This window comes from Tsukamurella paurometabola (assembly GCF_900631615.1).
Lineage (GTDB): Bacteria > Actinomycetota > Actinomycetes > Mycobacteriales > Mycobacteriaceae > Tsukamurella > Tsukamurella paurometabola_A.
Genome location: NZ_LR131273.1, coordinates 4,572,957 through 4,590,533, shown reverse-complemented (window position 1 = coordinate 4,590,533; position 17,577 = coordinate 4,572,957). Strand labels below are relative to the sequence as shown.

Genomic DNA, 17,577 nt, shown 5'->3' with positions numbered 1-17,577 from the left:
GGGGTGACTACTGAGCCGCAGACCGCCGCAGACCGACTTCCCGCCGCCTGGGAGCCCGGTGCGGTAGAGGCGGGCATCTACCGCGGCTGGGTCGAGGCGGGCTACTTCACGGCCGACAACACCTCACCCAAGCCCGCGTTCTCGGTGGTCCTGCCGCCCCCCAATGTGACGGGCAGCCTGCACCTGGGGCACGCGCTCGACCAGACCATCACCGATGCGCTCTGCCGCCGCAAGCGGATGCAGGGATTCGAGGTGCTGTGGCTGCCGGGCACCGACCACGCCGGCATCGCCACCCAGTCGCTGGTCGAGAAGCAGCTCGCCGCCGAGGGCACGAGCCGCCGGGAGATCGGCCGCGAGAAGTTCCTCGAGCGCGCGTGGGCCTTCAAAGAGGCCAGCCACGGCAACATCACCGGCCAGATGCGGCGGATCGGTGTGGGCATCGACTGGTCGCGGGAACGGTTCACCATGGACGAGGGCCTGTCCCGCGCCGTCCAGACCATCTTCAAGCAGCTCTTCGACGCGGGCCTGATCTACCGTGCGGAGCGCCTGGTCAACTGGTCGCCCGTGCTCCAGACCGGCATCTCCGACCTCGAGGTCGACCACAAGGAGGTCGACGGCGAGCTGGTGTCCTTCCGCTACGGCTCGCTCAACGACGACGAACCGCACATCGTGTGCGCCACGACGCGACTGGAGACGATGCTCGGGGACACCGCGATCGCCGTCCACCCCGACGACGAGCGCTACCGAGCCCTCGTCGGAACCACGCTCGAACACCCCTTCCTGGACCGCCGCATCCCCGTCGTGGCCGACGACTACGTCGACCCCGAGTTCGGCTCCGGCGCCGTGAAGATCACGCCCGCCCACGACCCCAACGACTTCGCGCTGGGCCAGCGGCACGGTCTGCCGATGCCCACGATCATGGACGAGACCGCCCACATCACCGGCACCGGAACCCGGTTCGACGGCATGGACCGCTTCGTCGCCCGCAAGGCGATCCGCGACGCCCTCGCCGAGCAGGGCCGCATCGTCAAGGAGGTGCGCCCGTACCGGCACAGTGTCGGCCACAGCGAGCGCTCCGGCGAGCCGATCGAGCCGCGCCTGTCGATGCAGTGGTGGGTCAAGGTCGACCGGCTGTCCAAGGCCGCGGGGGACGCGGTGCGCGGCGGCGACACCACCATCGTCCCCGAGTCGCTCGCCCCGCGCTTCTTCGACTGGGTCGACGAGATGCACGACTGGAACATCTCCCGGCAGCTGTGGTGGGGGCACCGCATCCCCGTCTGGTACGGGCCGGCCGACGCCGAGGGCAACCGCGACGTGGTCTGCTGCGGCCCGGACGACACCCCGCCCGCCGGCTACGAGCAGGACCCCGACGTCCTCGACACCTGGTTCAGCTCCGGCCTGTTCCCGTTCTCGACGATGGGCTGGCCCGAGCAGACGGCGGACCTGGCGAAGTTCTATCCCACGTCCACCCTGGTCACCGGCTACGACATCATCTTCTTCTGGGTCGCCCGGATGATGATGTTCGGCACGTTCATCGGCGAGGAGCCGCAGGCGCCCGGCACGGTGCCCTTCCGCGAGGTGCTGCTGCACGGCCTGGTGCGTGACGAGTTCGGCCGCAAGATGTCGAAGTCGAAGGGCAACGGCATCGACCCGCTCGACTGGGTCGACGAGTACGGGGCCGACGCGCTGCGCTTCACCCTGGCCCGCGGCACCATCCCCGGTGCGGATCTCAACGTGGGCGCCGACGCCGCCGCGAGCAGCCGGAAGTTCGCCACCAAGCTGTTCAACGCCACCAAACTGGCGCTGATGAACGACGCGCGGGTCGGCGACCTGCCGGATCGTGCCGACCTCACGGACGCCGACCGCTGGATCCTCGACCGTCTCGCCGCGGTCCAGGCCGAGGCCGACGCGGCGTTCGACGCCAACGAGCTGGGCAAGGCCTGCGAGGCCCTGTACCACTTCGCGTGGGACGAGCTGTGCGACTGGTACCTCGAGGTCGCCAAGCTGCAGCTGCACGCCGCCAACGACCGGGGAGACGTGGCGCTCGGCGAGAACACCCGCCTCGTCCTCGGGAAGGCCCTCGACGTCGTCCTGCGCATGCTGCATCCGACGATGCCCTTCGTCACCGAGGTGCTGTGGAAGGCCCTCACCGGCGGCACGTCGCTCGTGATCGCCGACTGGCCGTCGCGCGACTGGGCCCCCGCGGAGATCCCGGCCGACGGGGTCGAATCGGCCCGCCGCTTCGCGGATCTCCAGCGCCTGGTCACCGAGATCCGCCGGTTCCGCAGCGATCAGCTGCTCAAGCCGGGGCAGCGCGTCGCCGCCCGACTGACCGGTCTCGACGAGGCGGGCCTGACCTCCCTCGCGCCCGCCGCCGCGAGCCTGTGCCGGCTCACCCCGCCGGAGGCGGGTTTCGCCGCCACCGCCTCGCTGGAGGTCCGCCTCGCGGGAGGCACCGTCACCGTCGAGCTGGACACGTCCGGCACCGTCGACCTCGGGGCCGAGCGGGCGCGCCTGGAGAAGGACCTCAAGGCCGCGCAGAAGGAGCTCGACGGGACCTCGGCCAAGTTGGGCAACGAGGCCTTCCTCGCAAAGGCGCCCGACGCCGTCGTCGACAAGATCCGCACGCGGCAGACCGTCGCGCAGGAGGAGGTCGAGCGCCTCACCGCCCGGATCGCGCAGCTCGGCGGGGGCGCCGCGTGACGGTGCCCGCCTTCGCCGCCGACCCCGACGACCTCGCCGAACTGGCCCAGGTCGAGGCGGAACTGGATCAGCGATGGCCGGAGACGAAGATCGAGCCGTCGCTCACGCGCATCTCCGCGCTGATGCAGCTGCTGGGATCCCCGCAGGACGCGTACCCCTCGATCCAGGTCGCGGGCACCAACGGTAAGTCGTCGACCGCGCGGATGATCGACTCCCTGCTGCTGGCCTTCTCCCGCCGGACGGGCCGGATCACCAGCCCGCACCTGCAGCTGGCCACCGAGCGCATCGCGATCGACGGTGCGCCGCTCACCGCGAAGCAGTACGTCGAGACCTACCGCGAGCTCGAGCCGTACATCGAACTCGTCGATCAGCAGTCCGAGGCGGCCGACGGCCCGCGGATGAGCAAGTTCGAGGTGCTCACCGCGATGGCCTTCGCCGCGTTCGCCGAGGCCCCCGTCGACGTGGCCGTCGTGGAGGTCGGTCTCGGCGGCACCTGGGACGCCACCAACGTGGTGACCGCGGAGGTCGCCGTCATCACGCCGATCGGACTCGACCACGTCGAGATCCTCGGACCCGACCTCGCGTCGATCGCGGGGGAGAAGGCCGGCATCGTCAAGCGCGCACCCGAGCGGCTGATCCCCAAGGACACCGTGATGATCGTGGGCAAGCAGGAACCCGCGGCCATGGACGTGCTGCTGCGCAGGGCGGTGGAGACCGACGCGGCGGTCGCGCGCGAGGGCTCCGAGTTCGCGGTCGTCGAGCGGCGCGTCGCGGTCGGCGGGCAGCAGCTGACCCTCCAGGGGCTGGGCGGCGTCTACGACGACGTCTTCCTCCCGCTGCACGGCGAGCACCAGGCCAACAACGCCGCGGTCGCACTCGCCGCCGTCGAGGCCTTCTTCGGTGCCGGTGCGGACCAGCAGCTCGACATCGACACGGTGCGTGAGGGTTTCGCGAAGTCGGCCTCGCCCGGCCGTCTGGAGCGGGTGCGCAGCGCCCCGACGGTGCTCGTCGACGCCGCCCACAACCCGCACGGTGCGCAGGCGCTGGCCCGGACCATCGAGACCGAGTTCGGGTTCCGCACCCTCATCGGCGTCGTGTCCGTGCTCGCCGACAAGGACGCCATCGGCGTGCTCACGGCGCTCGAGCCGGTGCTCGACACCGTCGTCGTGACCCACAACGGCTCGCCCCGTGCGCTCGAGGTCGAGCGGCTCGCGGCGATCGCCGAGGAGATCTTCGGCGAGGACCGCGTGGTCACCTCGCCCACCATGGTCGACGCGGTGGAGACGGCCGTTGCGCTCGCCGACCAGGAATCGGATGACGAGGACGGGCCCGCCTCCGGCGTCGGCGTGCTCATCACGGGTTCCGTGGTCACCGCCGGTGCTGCGCGCTCGCTGTTCGGAAAGGAACCCCAGTGACCGAACCCCAGCGGTTCACGCCGCCGCCCAAGGACCCGTGGAAGAGCTTCCGCGGCATCCTCTCGGGCACCCTGATCCTCGAGATGATCGTGATCCTGCTGGCGCTGCCCGTCGTGGTCCGGCTCTCGCCGGGCCTCTCCGGGCTCAAGATCGCATACGTGCTGGTGCTCGCGGCACTCATGTTCGGCGGATGCATGGTCGTCAAGAAGCCGTGGGCCGTTCCCGCCTTCCTCGCGCTGCAGGTCGCGGTCATCGCCGGGTTCGTCGTGCACTGGGGGATCGGTGCGGTCGGCGTCGTGTTCGGGATCGTCTGGGCGTACATCGCCTACATCCAGCGCGACGTGAAGCAGCGGATGGCCCAGGGGCGCCTACCGGGGCAGGAACCCGTCACCGAGTGAACGCGCCCCCGGACGGTGCCGTTACGCTGTTGCCCGTGACTGAGCGGACTCTGATTCTGATCAAGCCCGACGGCGTGCGGCGCGGCCTCACCGGGGACATCCTGGCGCGCATCGAGAAGAAGGGGCTGACGATCGCGGCCCTCGAACTCAAGCACGTCTCCACCGAGGTGGCCGAGGGCCACTACGCCGAGCACAAGGACAAGCCGTTCTTCGGCTCGCTCCTCGAGTTCATCACCTCGGGTCCCGTCGTGGCCGCGGTGCTCGAAGGGCCTCGGGCCATCGCCGCGTTCCGGCAGATCGCGGGCGGCACCGATCCGGTCGAGAAGGCCGCGCCCGGCACCATCCGCGGCGACTTCGGTCTCGAGACCCAGGAGAACCTGGTGCACGGCTCCGACTCGCCCGAGTCCGCCGAGCGCGAGATCGCCCTGTGGTTCCCCGGCCTCGCCTGACCTGCCAGAACCTGTTCCACACCCCCTGATCCTCCCGGGCCCGCCCGCGCGTTTCGCGCGGCGCGGGCCCGATACTTTTCCGCACTGCCTGTGGCGTGTGGGATACTGACCTCGGACGCACGTCGGCGCGCGCAAACCGCGCAGCGCCGACCGGCCCGGCTGGTTCGCAGAACGTGGAACCAGCGTGCGCCACGCACGAGACACGTGCAGACCTTGACAAACGTGGGGCGGTAGGAGAACTCCTTCGCCCGCACCACATGACACGCCCCCGCGTGGCCGCGACCAGCAGTGATCGCGCCCGGGGGTCGGTAGGAGATACTGAGTGGCCGACAACACGTCGCCGGAAGAACAGAACAACGAAGCTCGGGAGGAGTTCCCGCAGAAGCTGCGCGTGCACGCACTGGCGCGTCTGCTGGGCCTCACCAGCAAGGAGGTGCTCGCGCACCTCGGCGAGCTGGGCTTCGTCGCGCGCAGCGCGCACTCGAGCATCGATCGCAGTGCCGCCGAGCGTGTCCGTGATCGGGTCGCCGAACTGACGGGGGCCGGGTCGGGGGACGCGGCGCCCGCTGCGCAGTCGCCCGAGCCCGCCGCTGCCGAAGCGATCGAGGCCGCTGCCGAAGCGACCGAGGCCGGACGGCCCGCGCCGGCTGAGCAGCCGGTTCAGGAGAGCACACCGTCGCTGTTCTCGGCCGCCGCGGTGGCCGAGCCCGTCGTGGAGCGGGCGCCCGCGGCGCCGTTCGACGCGAACGCACCCCTCTTCCTGCAGCCCGAGCAGGTGGAACCCGCGCCGCGCAAGGCTCGCGCCGCCAAGAAGGACGCCGAGGGCGCCCCGGAGGCCGCGGCGACCGCTGACGCGCCCACCACCGAGGGCGCGGCCGCGGCCGCGACCGACGCCGCGGCCGCCGACGGCCAGGGCTCCGCCGTGGGCGAGGCGGCGGAATCCGCACCGTCGACCGAGCAGAACGGCGACGACGAGGCCGGCGGCAACCGCCGGCGCCGTCGCGGGCGCCGGGGGCGTGGTCGTGGGCGCGGCGAGAACGCCGACGAGCAGGACGGCCAGGAGCAGAACGACGGCGCCAGGACCGCGGACGCCGAGACGCCCGCGGCGGACGAGGCCGCGCCGGCCGACGGCGCGAAGCCGGACGCGGAGAAGGCCGACGGCGAGAAGACGGATGAGACCCCGTCGGGCGAGGCCGAGGGCGACGACGTCGAGGACGTGACCGATGGCGGCTCGCGCCGTCGCCGGCGCCGCCGCCGCCGGCGCGCCGGGACGGGGGAGGACGGCGCGGAGGCGGCGTCGTCCGACGATCCGCCCAACACGGTCGTGCACGAGCGCGAGCCGCGGCAGCGCACGCGCCGCGACGAGGTGCGCGGCATCAGCGGATCGACCCGACTGGAGGCCAAGCGCCAGCGCCGGCGCGACGGCCGCGACACCGTGCGCCGCCGCCCGCCGATCCTCACGGAGTCGGAGTTCCTCGCCCGTCGTGAGTCCGTCGACCGGGTGATGGTCGTGCGGGAGCGCACCGGCGTCGGCCCGTCCGAGGGCCAGGACGGGCACACCGTCCCGCATCCGCAGGACTACACCCAGGTCGCCGTCCTCGAGGACGGCGTGCTGGTGGAGCACTTCGTCACGTCGTCGAGTTCGGCGTCGATGGTCGGCAACATCTACCTGGGCCGCGTGCAGAACGTGCTGCCGTCGATGGAGGCCGCCTTCGTCGACATCGGCCGCGGCCGCAACGGCGTCCTCTACGCCGGCGAGGTCAATTGGGACGCCGCCGGCCTCGACGGCAACGCCCGCAAGATCGAGCAGGCCCTCAAGCCCGGCGATCAGGTGCTGGTGCAGGTGTCCAAGGACCCGGTGGGGCACAAGGGCGCGCGCCTGACCACGCAGATCTCGCTCGCCGGACGCTTCCTGGTGTACGTGCCCGGTGGCGGTTCCGCGGGCATCTCGCGCAAGCTGCCCGACACCGAGCGCAAGCGCCTCAAGGAGATCCTCAAGGAGATCGTCCCGGCCGATGCGGGCGTCATCATCCGCACCGCCTCCGAGGGCGTGAGCGCCGAGGAGCTCGCGGGCGACGTCGCGCGCCTGCAGGCCCAGTGGGCCGAGATCGAGGAGGCATCCTCCCAGAAGGGCGTCAAGGCGCTCTACGAGGAGCCCGACCTCCTGGTCAAGGTCGTGCGCGACCTGTTCAACGAGGACTTCAGCAAGCTCGTCATCGAGGGCGGTCGCGCCTGGGACACGGTGGAGAAGTACGTCTCCACCGTCGCGCCCGACCTGCTGCCCCGCGTGGAGAAGTTCGAGAAGGCCCATGCCGACGCCGCGGACGTCTTCGCGACCTACCGCATCGACGAGCAGCTCGCCAAGGCGATGGACCGCAAGGTCTGGCTGCCCTCGGGCGGCACGCTGGTCATCGACCGCACCGAGGCCATGACGGTGGTCGACGTCAACACGGGCAAGTTCACCGGCGCCGGCGGCAACCTCGAGGAGACTGTCACCCGGAACAACCTCGAGGCGGCCGAGGAGATCGTGCGGCAGATGCGCCTGCGCGACATCGGCGGCATGATCGTCGTCGACTTCATCGACATGGTCCTCGAATCCAACCGCGATCTCGTGCTGCGCCGCCTCACCGAGGCGCTCGGCCGCGACCGCACCCGGCACCAGGTCTCCGAGGTCACCTCGCTCGGCCTGGTCCAGATGACCCGCAAGCGGATCGGTACCGGGCTCGTCGAGGCCTTCTCGACGCCGTGCCAGGCGTGCGGCGGTCGCGGCATCATCGTGCACGACGCGCCCGTCGAGTCCTCGGGCGGCGGCGAGGACGGCAGCCGCTCGGGCGACAAGACCGAGGGCTCGGGCCGCAAGAAGCGCAAGCGCGCCAAGTCCGACGGTGCCGCCCAGGCCCCGTCGGCACCGCCCGCGCCGGCCAAGGAGGTGCCCGCCCACAAGGGGGAGCACCCGATGTTCAAGGCGATGGCCGCGCACCACGACGACGAGGCACCCGCGGACGGCGCGAGTGCCACCGACGCGTCGAACGAGGACGTGCGGACCGCCGACACGCCGTCCGAGGGCGCGACCGCAGAGCGGGCCGCCGTCGAGCAGGTCGTCGAGTCCGTGGCGACCGAGGTCGTGGCGACCGAGGTCGTGGCGACCGAGGTCGTGGCGACCGCGGCACCCGCCGAGTCGGTCGCCGAGACCCCGGCCGCGGAGCCCGCCGGAGCCGCTCCGGCCCCGGCACCCGTCGAGGCGACGGCACCGTCGGCACCCCGCCGCCGGCGCGTCGCTCGCAAGGCGCCGACCACCACGTCGGCCGCGCCGCAGACGATCGTGGTCGACCTGGCCGCGGGCGCTCCCGACGCCCCGGCGGCGGCGAGCACCACCGAGGGTGCCGGAGCCTCCGTGGCCGAGCCCGCGCGCAAGCGGGCGCGCCGGCGGGCCGCCGCCCGTCCCGCGGGGCCCGCGGCGGGCGGGCCCGGAAGTGACGGTGCCGACAAGGCGGACCAGCCGGTTTGACCCTGTCGCCGGCCTTCCCGTAACCTGGGAAGGTCGCTTTTCCGGCGGCGCGCTCGTGCGTGCGTGTTCCGGAGTACCCGCGTGATACGAGCCGCGCACCTGGCGCGCGCTGAACTACGAGATGTGTAAGAAGAGGTAAGTCCGAAGATGGCCACGTATGCGATCGTCAAGACCGGCGGCAAGCAGTACAAGGTCGCCGTCGGCGACCTGGTGAAGGTCGAGAAGATCGACGGTGAGGTCGGCAGCAGCGTCACGCTGCCCGTCGCTCTGGTCGTCGACGGCGCGAACCTCACCACCGACGCCGCGGCGCTGGAGAAGATCTCCGTGACCGGCGAGGTCGTGGATCAGGTCAAGGGCCCGAAGATCCGGATCCACAAGTTCAAGAACAAGACCGGCTACCACAAGCGTCAGGGCCACCGGCAGAACCTGACGGTCGTCAAGGTGACCGCTATCGCCTGACCGGCGAACCCAGACAACGAACACCTCTTAGTACAGGAGTAGCCAGATGGCACACAAGAAGGGCGCGTCCAGCTCGCGCAACGGTCGTGATTCCAACGCCCAGCGACTGGGCGTGAAGCGGTTCGGTGGCCAGAAGGTCAGCGCCGGCGAGATCCTGGTCCGCCAGCGCGGCACCCACTTCCACCCGGGCGCCGGCGTCGGCCGCGGTGGCGACGACACCCTGTTCGCCCTCGAGGCGGGTGCGGTGGAGTTCGGTACGAAGCGTGGCCGCAAGACGGTCAACATCGTGCCGGTCGCTGTGGAGGCCTAGTCCGCAGCGGCACACGAGTTCTTCGAAGGCGGGCGTGGTCTCCTGATGGTGAGACCCGCCCGCTTTCGGCTTTTCCGCCCCGCGCCCGCCGGCGCCCGGCACACAGGTAGAAAGAGGTTCCTCCATGTCCAGGTTCGTCGACCGGGTGACGGTGCACGTCACGGCCGGTAACGGTGGCCACGGCTGCGCCTCGATCCACCGCGAGAAGTTCAAGCCGCTCGGTGGCCCGGACGGCGGCAACGGCGGGCGCGGCGGCTCCGTGATCCTCGAGGTCGACCCGCAGGTGCACACCCTGCTCGACTTCCACTTCCGCCCGCACCTCAAGGCCACCAACGGCAAACCCGGCGAGGGCGGCAACCGCGAGGGGAAGTCCGGCCAGGACCTCGTGCTCAAGGTGCCGGACGGCACCGTCGTGCTCGACACCGATGGCAGGATGCTGGCCGACCTCGTCGGCGCCGGCACCCGTTTCGACGCGGCGCAGGGCGGTCGCGGCGGTCGCGGCAACGCCGCGCTCGTGTCCAAGGCCCGCAAGGCCCCCGGCTTCGCCCTGCTCGGTGAGGAGGGCCAGGCCCGCGACCTGGTTCTCGAACTCAAGTCCGTCGCCGACGTGGGCCTCGTGGGCTTCCCGTCGGCGGGCAAGTCCTCGCTGGTCTCGGTGCTCTCGGCCGCGAAGCCGAAGATCGCCGACTATCCGTTCACCACTCTCGCGCCGAACCTCGGCGTCGTCTCGGCGGGGGAGACCACGTTCACCGTCGCCGACGTGCCGGGGCTCATCCCCGGCGCGTCGACGGGCCGCGGCCTGGGCCTCGACTTCCTGCGGCACCTCGAGCGCTGCGCGGTGCTCGCGCACGTCGTGGACTGCGCGACCCTGGAACCGGGCCGTGACCCGGTGAGCGACGTCGATGCGCTCGAGGCCGAGCTGGCGGCGTATCAGCCCGCGCTGGCCGCCGACACCGGGCTCGGTGACCTGGCCGAGCGGCCCCGGATCGTGGTGCTGAACAAGGCCGATGTGCCGGACGCGGAGGAGCTCGCCGAGATGGTGCGCCCCGAGTTCGAGGCGCGCGGCTGGCCCGTCTTCGTGATCTCCGCGGTCGCCCACACGGGCCTGCGCGAGCTGACCTTCGCGCTCGCCGACCTCGTACAGAAGTACCGCGCCGAGCGCGGCACGCCCGTCGCGCGGCGCCCCGTCATCCGGCCCATCGCGATCGACGAATCCGGCTTCGAGGTCATCTCCGATCCCGATCAGCCGGGCGGCTTCATCGTGCGCGGCCCGCGGCCGGAGCGCTGGATCAAGCAGACCCCGTTCGACAACGACGAGGCCGTGGGCTACCTCGCCGACCGCCTCAACCGGCTCGGCGTCGAGGACGAGCTGGTCAAGCTGGGCGCGGTGCCCGGCTGCCCGGTCACCATCGGCGACGTCTGCTTCGAGTGGGAGCCCTCGCTCGGCACCATCGACGACGTGCCCGTCACCGGCCGCGGCACCGACATCCGCCTGGAGCGCAACGAGCGCGTGGGCGCGGCCGAGCGCCGCCACCAGCACGACGTGCGCCGTGGCCTGGCGAGCGACGACGAGGACGACGAATGACGGCGGCGCCCGCGACGGGCGACCTCCTCACCGGCGACATGCGCGCCGCCGTCGCGGGTGCCCGCAAGCTGGTCGTCAAGATCGGCAGCTCCGCACTGACCGACCTGGAGCACGGCCTCGCCTCCGACCGGTTGGACGCCCTGACCGACGCCATCGTCGCCCGGCTCGACCGGGGGACCGAGGTCATCGTCGTCTCGTCGGGCGCGATCGGCGCCGGGATGGCGCCCCTGGGCCTCAAGCGCCGGCCGACGGACCTCGCGACGAAGCAGGCGGTCGCCTCGGTGGGGCAACTGCAGCTCGCCAATGCCTGGGGTGCGTCCTTCCGCCGGTACGAGCGCATCGTCTCGCTGGTCCTTCTCACCGCCCACGACATCGGCCTGCGGGTGCACGCTGCGAACGCGCAGCGCACCCTGGACCGGCTGCGCACGCTCGGTGCGGTGCCGATCATCAACGAGAACGACGTGGTCGCCTCCAACGAGGTGCGCTTCGGCGACAACGACCGGCTGGCGGCTCTGGTCGCGCACCTGACCGGGGCCGACGCGTTGGTGCTGCTGTCGGACGTCGACGGGCTGTACGACGGTGACCCGCGCAAGGGCGACGCGTCGCTCATCGGCGCGGTCGACGGTCCCGAGGACCTCGACGGCGTCGTCGCGGGCTCGGGCGGCGCGCTCGGCACCGGCGGCATGGCCTCGAAGCTCTCCGCCGCTCGGCTCGCGGCCGACGCCGGGGTCCCGGTCCTCCTCACCGCCGCCGCGCTCGCCGACCGGGCGCTCGACGGCGCCGACGTGGGCACGGTCTTCCGGCCGCGCGCCGTGCGCCTGTCGGCGCGCCGCTTCTGGGTGCGGCACGCCGCCGACGTGCACGGCGATCTGACGCTGGACGACGGTGCCGTCGCCGCCGTCGTGGACCGCCGCCGGTCGCTGCTTCCCGCGGGCGTCACCGCGGTCCGCGGCACCTTCTCCGGAGGAGACGTGGTGAACCTGCGCGACCTGCACGGCACCGTCCGGGCCCGCGGCGTGGCGGCCTACGACCACACCGAACTCGAGATGATGCTCGGCCGTGACACCACGGACCTCCCGGAGGGGCTGCGCCGCCCCGTCGTCCACGCCGACGACCTGGTGCCGGTGCGCTGACGGACGCCCGGCGTCAGACCTGCGCGCCTTCGAGGTCGCGGCGGAGGGCCGCCTCGGAGGCCTTCACGGCCTGGGCGGCGAAGGGTTCGATGAGCATGCCGAGGGCCTTGCCGGCGAATCCGCCGGGCAGCTCGTAGGTGAACTCCACCGCGAGCTCGGTCGTGGCGTCGTCGACGGCCGTGAAGGTCCAGCGCGACGTGGTCGCGAAGCCCGCGATCGAGGTGAGCGTGATGAGCCGGTCCTCCTCGAACTCGGTGACCCGCACGACCGACCCGATCTCCTTGGGGCCGATCTTCACGGCGGAGTCGTAGGTCGCTCCGAGGCCGTAGTCCGTGTCGCCCTGGGGCGTGAACCGGCTGATCCCGAAGAACCACTGCGGCACGGTCCGGTAGTCCGCGACGTGCGCGAACGCGGCGCTCAGCGGTGCCGATGCGGTCGCGGTGTGGTGGATGGTGGTCATGGAGGCCTCCGGTCTCGGCGATCAGGACGACGAACGAATGGGACCCGGTGTCCCGGGTGACCACCGGCGACCATACCTGTCCGACCAGCGCGTTCATACAGACGGGTAGGAAATGTCCACCATCGTGGTACATTTTTCTTAGAAGTGTGTCAGCCGAGCAGGAGGAGTCCGTCGTGGCACTGCACATCACCCACATGGGCCGCACGCGCGGCCGCCCGTTCCCCGGGCAGGCGGAGTACGAGCAGACGCTGACCGACCTGTCCGAGGCGTCGGTGCACCGCAACTTCGACCCGTACGTCGACATCGACTGGGACTCGCCCGAGCTGGCCGTCGTGCCCGACGACCCGCGGTGGGTCCTCGACTCCCGCTTCGATCCGATCGGTCGCACCGAGTGGTACCAGTCGCAGCCGCTGGCGAAGCAGATCGAGATGGGGATGTGGCGGCAGGCCAACGTCGCGAAGGTCGGCCTGCAGTTCGAATCCGTCCTGATCCGCGGCATCATGCAGTACACCGCCGTGCAGCCGAACAACTCCCCGGAGTTCCGGTACGCCACGCACGAGGCGAAGGAGGAGTGCCAGCACACGCTGATGTTCCAGGAGTTCGTCAACCGGATCGGCATGGACGTGCCCGGCGGCCCCCTGTGGTTCCGTCGGCTCTCGCCGTTCATTCCGCTGGCGGCCACGACCTTCCCGATGATCTTCTACATGGGCGTGCTCGGCGGCGAGGAGCCGATCGACCACGTGCAGAAGCAGTTCCTGCGTTCGGGGATCGAGCAGCACCCCACCATGACGGCGGTCATGCAGATCCACGTGGCGGAGGAGGCCCGGCACATCTCGTTCGCGCACCAACTGCTCGAGCACCGGATTCCCACGCGCGGAGTGTTCCCGCGCTTCCTGCTCTCGTTGGCCCTGCCGATCGTGATGCGCTCGCTCCTCACCGCGATCGCCGTGCCGCCGCGACAGTTCCGCAAGCGCTTCGACATTCCTCGTGAGGTGTGGAAGCAGATGTACTGGCGGTCGCCCGAGTCGCAGGCCATGAAGCGTGAGGTGTTCGGCGACGTCCGGCTGCTCGCCGAGAAGACGAAGCTCATGAACCCGGTCTCGCGGGTGCTGTGGCGCGTCCTCGGCATCGACGGTCGCGTCTCCCGGTTCCGCAGCGAGCCCGCCTACGCCGCCGGCTGACCAGATCCCGTCGATCCGCCTGGAGCGGAGCTGCCGTGAGCGGTTCCGCCCCAGGCGGATTCGTCTGTCCGGAACTCCCGCGCCGCTCCATCATGGGCGCATGAGTGATAACCCGAAGATTCCCCAGTTCACCGAACGGGTGCGCCGCGAGCTCTACGACCGCCGGGTCGTCGTCCTCGACGGTCCGCTCGACGACGACAACGGCTCCCTGCTGGCCACCCAGATCCTGTCCCTCGCGTCCACCGGTTCGTCCGACATCGCGTTGTGGATCCACTCGCCGGGCGGCTCCGTCCCGTCGATGCTCGCGATCCGCGACGTCATGCGGCTCGTGCCGTGCGACGTCTCCACACTGGTCCTCGGCATCGCCTACAGCGCCGGGCAGTTCCTGCTGTCCGCCGGCACGCCGGGCAAGAGGAGAGCCCTGCCGCACGCGCGGGTGCTCATGCACCAGGGCTCGGCCGGCATCGGCGGCACGGCCGTCGACATCGAGTTGCAGGCGGGCGACCTGCGGCACACGCGCGACACCGTGCTCGGCCTGATCGCCGAGGACACGGGACGGCCGCTCGAGCAGATCTTCGAGGACTCGCTCCACGACCGCTGGTACACGGCGGAGCAGGCGCGCGAGTACGGCTTCATCGACGAGATCGTCGATTCCTTCGCGACGATCGTGCCCGGCCGGCGGCGCGCCGGATTCGACCTGACGGGGGCCGCGCGATGAGCACCTACACGATCCCCAACGTCATCGACCGGCGCCCGAACGGCGAGCGGATCACCGACGTCTACTCGCATCTGCTCTCCGAGCGCGTGGTCTACCTCGGCACGGCGATCGACGCGGGCGTCGCGAACGCGATCGTCGCGCAACTGTTGTTCCTCGCCTCGGACGGCGACGGCGAGATCCAGCTGTACATCAACTGCGAGGGCGGCGATCCGAGCGCGGCGCTCGCGATCTACGACACGATGCGCTACATCCGGCCCGCGATCGCGACCACGTGCGTCGGGCAGGCGGTCGCGGTGGGGGCGCTCCTCCTCGCGGGCGGCACCCCCGGCCGGCGGATGGGGCTGCCACATGCGCGGGTGGTGCTGCATCAGCCTTCGGCGCAGGGCCGCGGGACGATCCCGGACCTGATCCTGCAGGCCGACGAGGTGATCCGGGTCCGGGCCCAGATGGAGCGGGTGCTGGCCCGGCACACGGGGCGCACGCTGGAGGAATTGCGCGCCGACACCGATCACGACCGCGTCTTCACCGCCGAGGGGGCCGTCGAGTACGGGCTGATCGACGAAGTGATCGAGGAGGCCTGAGTCTCAGGCCGCCAGCGCCAGGAGGCGGGGCCCCGGCGTCGACGGCATCGGGGCGACGGGGCCCGCCGCGGGCACCGCGGTCGCCGTGCGGTCGAGGCGCAGGACGGGCCGCGCGGCGTCCAGGCGGCGCCCCACCTCGACCACGATCGGGCCGACGCCGGTGCCGAGCGCCCCGGCGATCGCCGCCAGCATCTCGCTCGACGGGTCCTTGAGGCCGCGCTCGATCTCCGAGAGGTACTGGGGTGAGATCCCGGCCCGCTCGGCGGTATCGGCGAGCCGCTCGCCCCGCTCGTGCCGCAATCGACGCAGGTGAGCACCCAGTTCGTGCCGGAACAGTGCCTCGCCGTGGGTCCTCATACCGGCAACGCTACGACGGCTGGGCGACCGGCACCGTCGGATCCGCTCTGAGCAGAGCGGTCACTGCCCGGCGATCGCGGCCTCCAGCTGGGCGCGGGCCTCGTCGCCCGCGGGCCCGGGCAGCATGTCGAGCGCCTTCCCGAGCGGCATCGATCCGGCGAGCTCCAGCAGTTGGTCGATGGGCATCCCTCCCGCCGTCGCGCCCAGCGCCGCTCGGAAGCCCTCGCCCGCGACGGGGTGCGCCGCCCACTCGGCGATCGTGGAGTCCATGCTCAGTGGCTCCACGATCACGTCGCCGTCGAGTGCGACCGCGGCCGCACCGTCGATGTCCGCACTGCTGCCGCCCACTTCGACGAGGTAGTCGCCGGGCGTGACGACCCAGTCGCCGCGGGGCGCATCCCAGTGGGCGAACGCCCGCCTCGGCAGTTCGAGGGTCACCGTGGTCGAGGCCCCCGGCTCCACCCTGACCTTGCGGAAGGCGGCCAGCGACCGTCGCGGACGGAACACGGGGCCCGGCCCGCCGCCGACGTACAGCTGCACCACATGGCTGCCCGCGCGCTCGCCCGTGTTCGTGACGTGGACCGTCGCGGTCGCGGTGTCCGGACCGGTGGCCCGCACGGCGAGGCCGTCGATCGCGAACGAGGTGTACCCGAGTCCGTGGCCGAACGGGTAGCGCGGCGCGATCCCGCGCGAGGCGTACCAGCGGTAGCCGACGAGGAGACCCTCGCCGTAGCGCACCGTGCCCAACTCGCCGGGGAAGTTCCCGAACGCCGGCGTCTCCTCCAGACGGTGCGGGATCGTCTCCGCGAGCCGGCCGGAGGGTTCTGCGAGCCCGAACAGCAGATCGGCGATCGCCGCGCCGCCGCCCTGGCCGAGGAGGAAGGCCTCGAGGATGGCATCCACCTCGTCGTGCCAGGGCTCGAGGTCGATCACCCCGCCCCCGACCAGCACGACGACGGTACGGGGCGCCGCGGCGGCGACCGCGCGGAGCAGTTCCACCTGCGCGGGTGCGATCGCGAGGTCCGGCCGGTCGAAGCCCTCGGACTCCTCGGCGTCGGTGAGTCCGGCGAAGACGACGGCCACCCCGGATCGGGCTGCGGCGGCGACGGCCTCGTCGCGGAGCGCGGTGACGTCGGCGGCGTCGCCGAGCCCGTATCCCGCCGCGAACTCCACCGCGACGCCCAGATCGCCTCCGCGGGCTGCGATCTCGTCGAGCGGTACGTCGACGCGGGTGGCGTTGATGTGGCTCGATCCTCCGCCCTGGTAGCGCGGGGTGCGGGCCAGTTCGCCGATCACGGCCACGGTGCTCGCCGCGGCGTCGAGGGGGAGCGCGGCGTTCTCGTTGCGCAGCAGGACGGCGCACTCGGCCGCGGCCTCCCGTGCGAGCGTGTGGTGCGCCTCGAGGTCCGGCGCCGGCGCGTCGTCCGACGGTGCCCACCGCGTCAGGTCGATCACGCGCTGTGCCGCGCGCGTCACGACGGCCTCGTCGAGCTCGCCGGACCGCACCGCCGCCACGATCCGCGCCGTGCTGTTCGGGCCGTGCGGCATCTCCAGGTCGAGCCCCGCGCGCACCGCGGCGACCGGGTCGTGGACCGCGCCCCAGTCCGAGACGACGAGTCCCTCGTAGCCCCACTCGTCGCGCAGCACGCTCGTGAGCAGCCAGTGGTTCTCGGAGGCGTACACCCCGCCGATGCGGTTGTAGGAGCACATGACCGTCGCCGGGGCCGCTTCCTTCACGATGCGCTCGAAGGCGGGCAGGTAGATCTCGCGGACGGTGCGCGGGTCGGCGTCGACGCTGACCCGCATGCGTTCCGTCTCCTGGTTGTTCAGGGCGAAGTGCTTGACCGAGGCGCCGGCGCCGCCGTCCTGCAGGCCCTGCACCTGAGCGGAACCGAGCGCGCCCGCGAGGAGTGGATCCTCCGAGTAGTACTCGAAGTTGCGGCCGCACAGCGGGTGCCGCTTGATGTTCACCCCCGGGCCGAGCACGACGGCGACGCCCAGCGCCCGCGCCTCCGCGGCGACGGCCCCGCCGATCCGCCGCGCGAGGTCGGGGTTCCAGCTCGACCCCACGGCGACGGCCGGTGGGAAGCACGTCGCGGGCGCGGCGGCGTGGAGGCCCAGATGATCCGAGTCGCCCACCTGCCGCCGGACGCCGTGCGGACCGTCGGTGAGCACGATCGACGCCACTCCGGGTGCTGCCGCAGTGGTCCAGAAGTCCGCGCCGGTCAGGAGGCGGGCACGATCCTCGATCGGCAGGTCGGCGGCGGTGGCCTCGGTGCTCACGGGGTTCCTCTCAGTGGTGGTGGACGATGCGCCGGCG

15 protein-coding genes are annotated in these 17,577 nt (G+C 71.8%); 12 read left to right on the top strand and 3 right to left on the bottom strand.

Annotated features, from left to right (window positions below):
• The first annotated feature begins 3 nt into the window (after positions 1 to 3).
• From ELY19_RS22825 to proB, 9 genes are all read left to right on the top strand, one after another.
• Entirely contained in the window at positions 4 to 2,703 is a 2,700-nt protein-coding gene (locus ELY19_RS22825; RefSeq protein ID WP_126198534.1) for a valine--tRNA ligase, read from the top strand.
• The gene (gene folC / locus ELY19_RS22820) at positions 2,700 to 4,118 is read left to right on the top strand and encodes a bifunctional tetrahydrofolate synthase/dihydrofolate synthase (RefSeq protein WP_126198533.1); all 1,419 of its coding nucleotides are present in this window, start codon (positions 2,700 to 2,702) and stop codon (positions 4,116 to 4,118) included. Before ELY19_RS22825 ends, folC begins: the two co-directional genes overlap by 4 nt.
• Positions 4,115 to 4,516: a DUF4233 domain-containing protein gene (locus ELY19_RS22815; RefSeq protein ID WP_126198532.1), complete on the top strand. Its 402-nt coding sequence runs from the start codon at positions 4,115 to 4,117 to the stop codon at positions 4,514 to 4,516. The genes folC and ELY19_RS22815 overlap by 4 nt, the downstream gene beginning before the upstream one ends.
• Before the next feature lie 35 nt (positions 4,517 to 4,551).
• Entirely contained in the window at positions 4,552 to 4,965 is a 414-nt protein-coding gene (gene ndk, locus ELY19_RS22810) for a nucleoside-diphosphate kinase (RefSeq protein WP_126198531.1), read from the top strand.
• Between the two features lie 322 nt (positions 4,966 to 5,287).
• Positions 5,288 to 8,473 carry a translation initiation factor IF-2 N-terminal domain-containing protein gene (locus ELY19_RS22805; protein ID WP_126198530.1) on the top strand — a complete coding sequence of 1,062 codons (3,186 nt, stop codon included), beginning with the start codon at positions 5,288 to 5,290 and terminating at the stop codon, positions 8,471 to 8,473.
• Positions 8,474 to 8,620: 147 nt separating this feature from the next.
• Positions 8,621 to 8,932, top strand: coding sequence for a 50S ribosomal protein L21 (gene rplU / locus ELY19_RS22800; RefSeq protein WP_126198529.1), 312 nt, complete (start codon positions 8,621 to 8,623; stop codon positions 8,930 to 8,932).
• 46 nt (positions 8,933 to 8,978) lie between these two features.
• The gene (gene rpmA, locus ELY19_RS22795; RefSeq protein WP_126198528.1) at positions 8,979 to 9,242 is read left to right on the top strand and encodes a 50S ribosomal protein L27; all 264 of its coding nucleotides are present in this window, start codon (positions 8,979 to 8,981) and stop codon (positions 9,240 to 9,242) included.
• A gap of 124 nt (positions 9,243 to 9,366) precedes the next feature.
• Positions 9,367 to 10,827, top strand: a complete 1,461-nt coding sequence (gene obgE, locus ELY19_RS22790; RefSeq protein ID WP_126198527.1) for a GTPase ObgE — start codon at positions 9,367 to 9,369, stop codon at positions 10,825 to 10,827.
• Entirely contained in the window at positions 10,824 to 11,960 is a 1,137-nt protein-coding gene (gene proB / locus ELY19_RS22785) for a glutamate 5-kinase (protein ID WP_126198526.1), read from the top strand. The genes obgE and proB overlap by 4 nt, the downstream gene beginning before the upstream one ends.
• A gap of 13 nt (positions 11,961 to 11,973) precedes the next feature.
• Here proB and ELY19_RS22780 read toward each other — a convergent pair whose 3' ends face one another.
• The gene (locus tag ELY19_RS22780; RefSeq protein WP_126198525.1) at positions 11,974 to 12,420 is read right to left on the bottom strand and encodes an SRPBCC family protein; all 447 of its coding nucleotides are present in this window, start codon (positions 12,418 to 12,420) and stop codon (positions 11,974 to 11,976) included.
• Between the two features lie 194 nt (positions 12,421 to 12,614).
• Between ELY19_RS22780 and ELY19_RS22775 the strand changes: the two genes are divergently transcribed.
• The 3 genes from ELY19_RS22775 to ELY19_RS22765 all read left to right on the top strand — a co-directional run bounded on the left by ELY19_RS22775 (position 12,615) and on the right by ELY19_RS22765 (position 14,900).
• Positions 12,615 to 13,601 carry an AurF N-oxygenase family protein gene (locus ELY19_RS22775; protein ID WP_227967248.1) on the top strand — a complete coding sequence of 329 codons (987 nt, stop codon included), beginning with the start codon at positions 12,615 to 12,617 and terminating at the stop codon, positions 13,599 to 13,601.
• Positions 13,602 to 13,701: 100 nt separating this feature from the next.
• Complete coding sequence (locus ELY19_RS22770; RefSeq protein WP_126198524.1) at positions 13,702 to 14,319, top strand: ClpP family protease; 618 nt, start codon at positions 13,702 to 13,704, stop codon at positions 14,317 to 14,319.
• The gene (locus ELY19_RS22765) at positions 14,316 to 14,900 is read left to right on the top strand and encodes a ClpP family protease (RefSeq protein ID WP_126198523.1); all 585 of its coding nucleotides are present in this window, start codon (positions 14,316 to 14,318) and stop codon (positions 14,898 to 14,900) included. The genes ELY19_RS22770 and ELY19_RS22765 overlap by 4 nt, the downstream gene beginning before the upstream one ends.
• Positions 14,901 to 14,903: 3 nt before the next feature.
• On the opposite strand, the gene ELY19_RS22760 is transcribed toward ELY19_RS22765, so the two are convergent.
• Both ELY19_RS22760 and ELY19_RS22755 read right to left on the bottom strand, forming a co-directional pair.
• Positions 14,904 to 15,257 carry a helix-turn-helix domain-containing protein gene (locus tag ELY19_RS22760; RefSeq protein ID WP_126198522.1) on the bottom strand — a complete coding sequence of 118 codons (354 nt, stop codon included), beginning with the start codon at positions 15,255 to 15,257 and terminating at the stop codon, positions 14,904 to 14,906.
• A 60-nt stretch (positions 15,258 to 15,317) separates the two neighbouring features.
• A complete protein-coding gene (locus tag ELY19_RS22755; protein WP_126198521.1) occupies positions 15,318 to 17,540 on the bottom strand; it encodes a glycoside hydrolase family 3 C-terminal domain-containing protein in 2,223 nt (740 codons plus the stop codon).
• Positions 17,541 to 17,577: the final 37 nt, after the last annotated feature.

Bases quoted from the DNA above. Each gene is read 5' to 3' on its own strand.
- ELY19_RS22760 (WP_126198522.1), bottom strand. From the start codon at position 15,257: ATGAGGACCCACGGCGAGGCACTGTTCCGGCACGAACTGGGTGCTCAC.
- proB (WP_126198526.1), top strand. From the start codon at position 10,824: ATGACGGCGGCGCCCGCGACGGGCGACCTCCTCACCGGCGACATGCGC.
- ELY19_RS22765 (WP_126198523.1), top strand. From the start codon at position 14,316: ATGAGCACCTACACGATCCCCAACGTCATCGACCGGCGCCCGAACGGC.
- rpmA (WP_126198528.1), top strand. From the start codon at position 8,979: ATGGCACACAAGAAGGGCGCGTCCAGCTCGCGCAACGGTCGTGATTCC.
- ELY19_RS22780 (WP_126198525.1), bottom strand. From the start codon at position 12,420: ATGACCACCATCCACCACACCGCGACCGCATCGGCACCGCTGAGCGCC.
- ELY19_RS22770 (WP_126198524.1), top strand. From the start codon at position 13,702: ATGAGTGATAACCCGAAGATTCCCCAGTTCACCGAACGGGTGCGCCGC.
- ELY19_RS22775 (WP_227967248.1), top strand. From the start codon at position 12,615: ATGGGCCGCACGCGCGGCCGCCCGTTCCCCGGGCAGGCGGAGTACGAG.
- rplU (WP_126198529.1), top strand. From the start codon at position 8,621: ATGGCCACGTATGCGATCGTCAAGACCGGCGGCAAGCAGTACAAGGTC.
- obgE (WP_126198527.1), top strand. From the start codon at position 9,367: ATGTCCAGGTTCGTCGACCGGGTGACGGTGCACGTCACGGCCGGTAAC.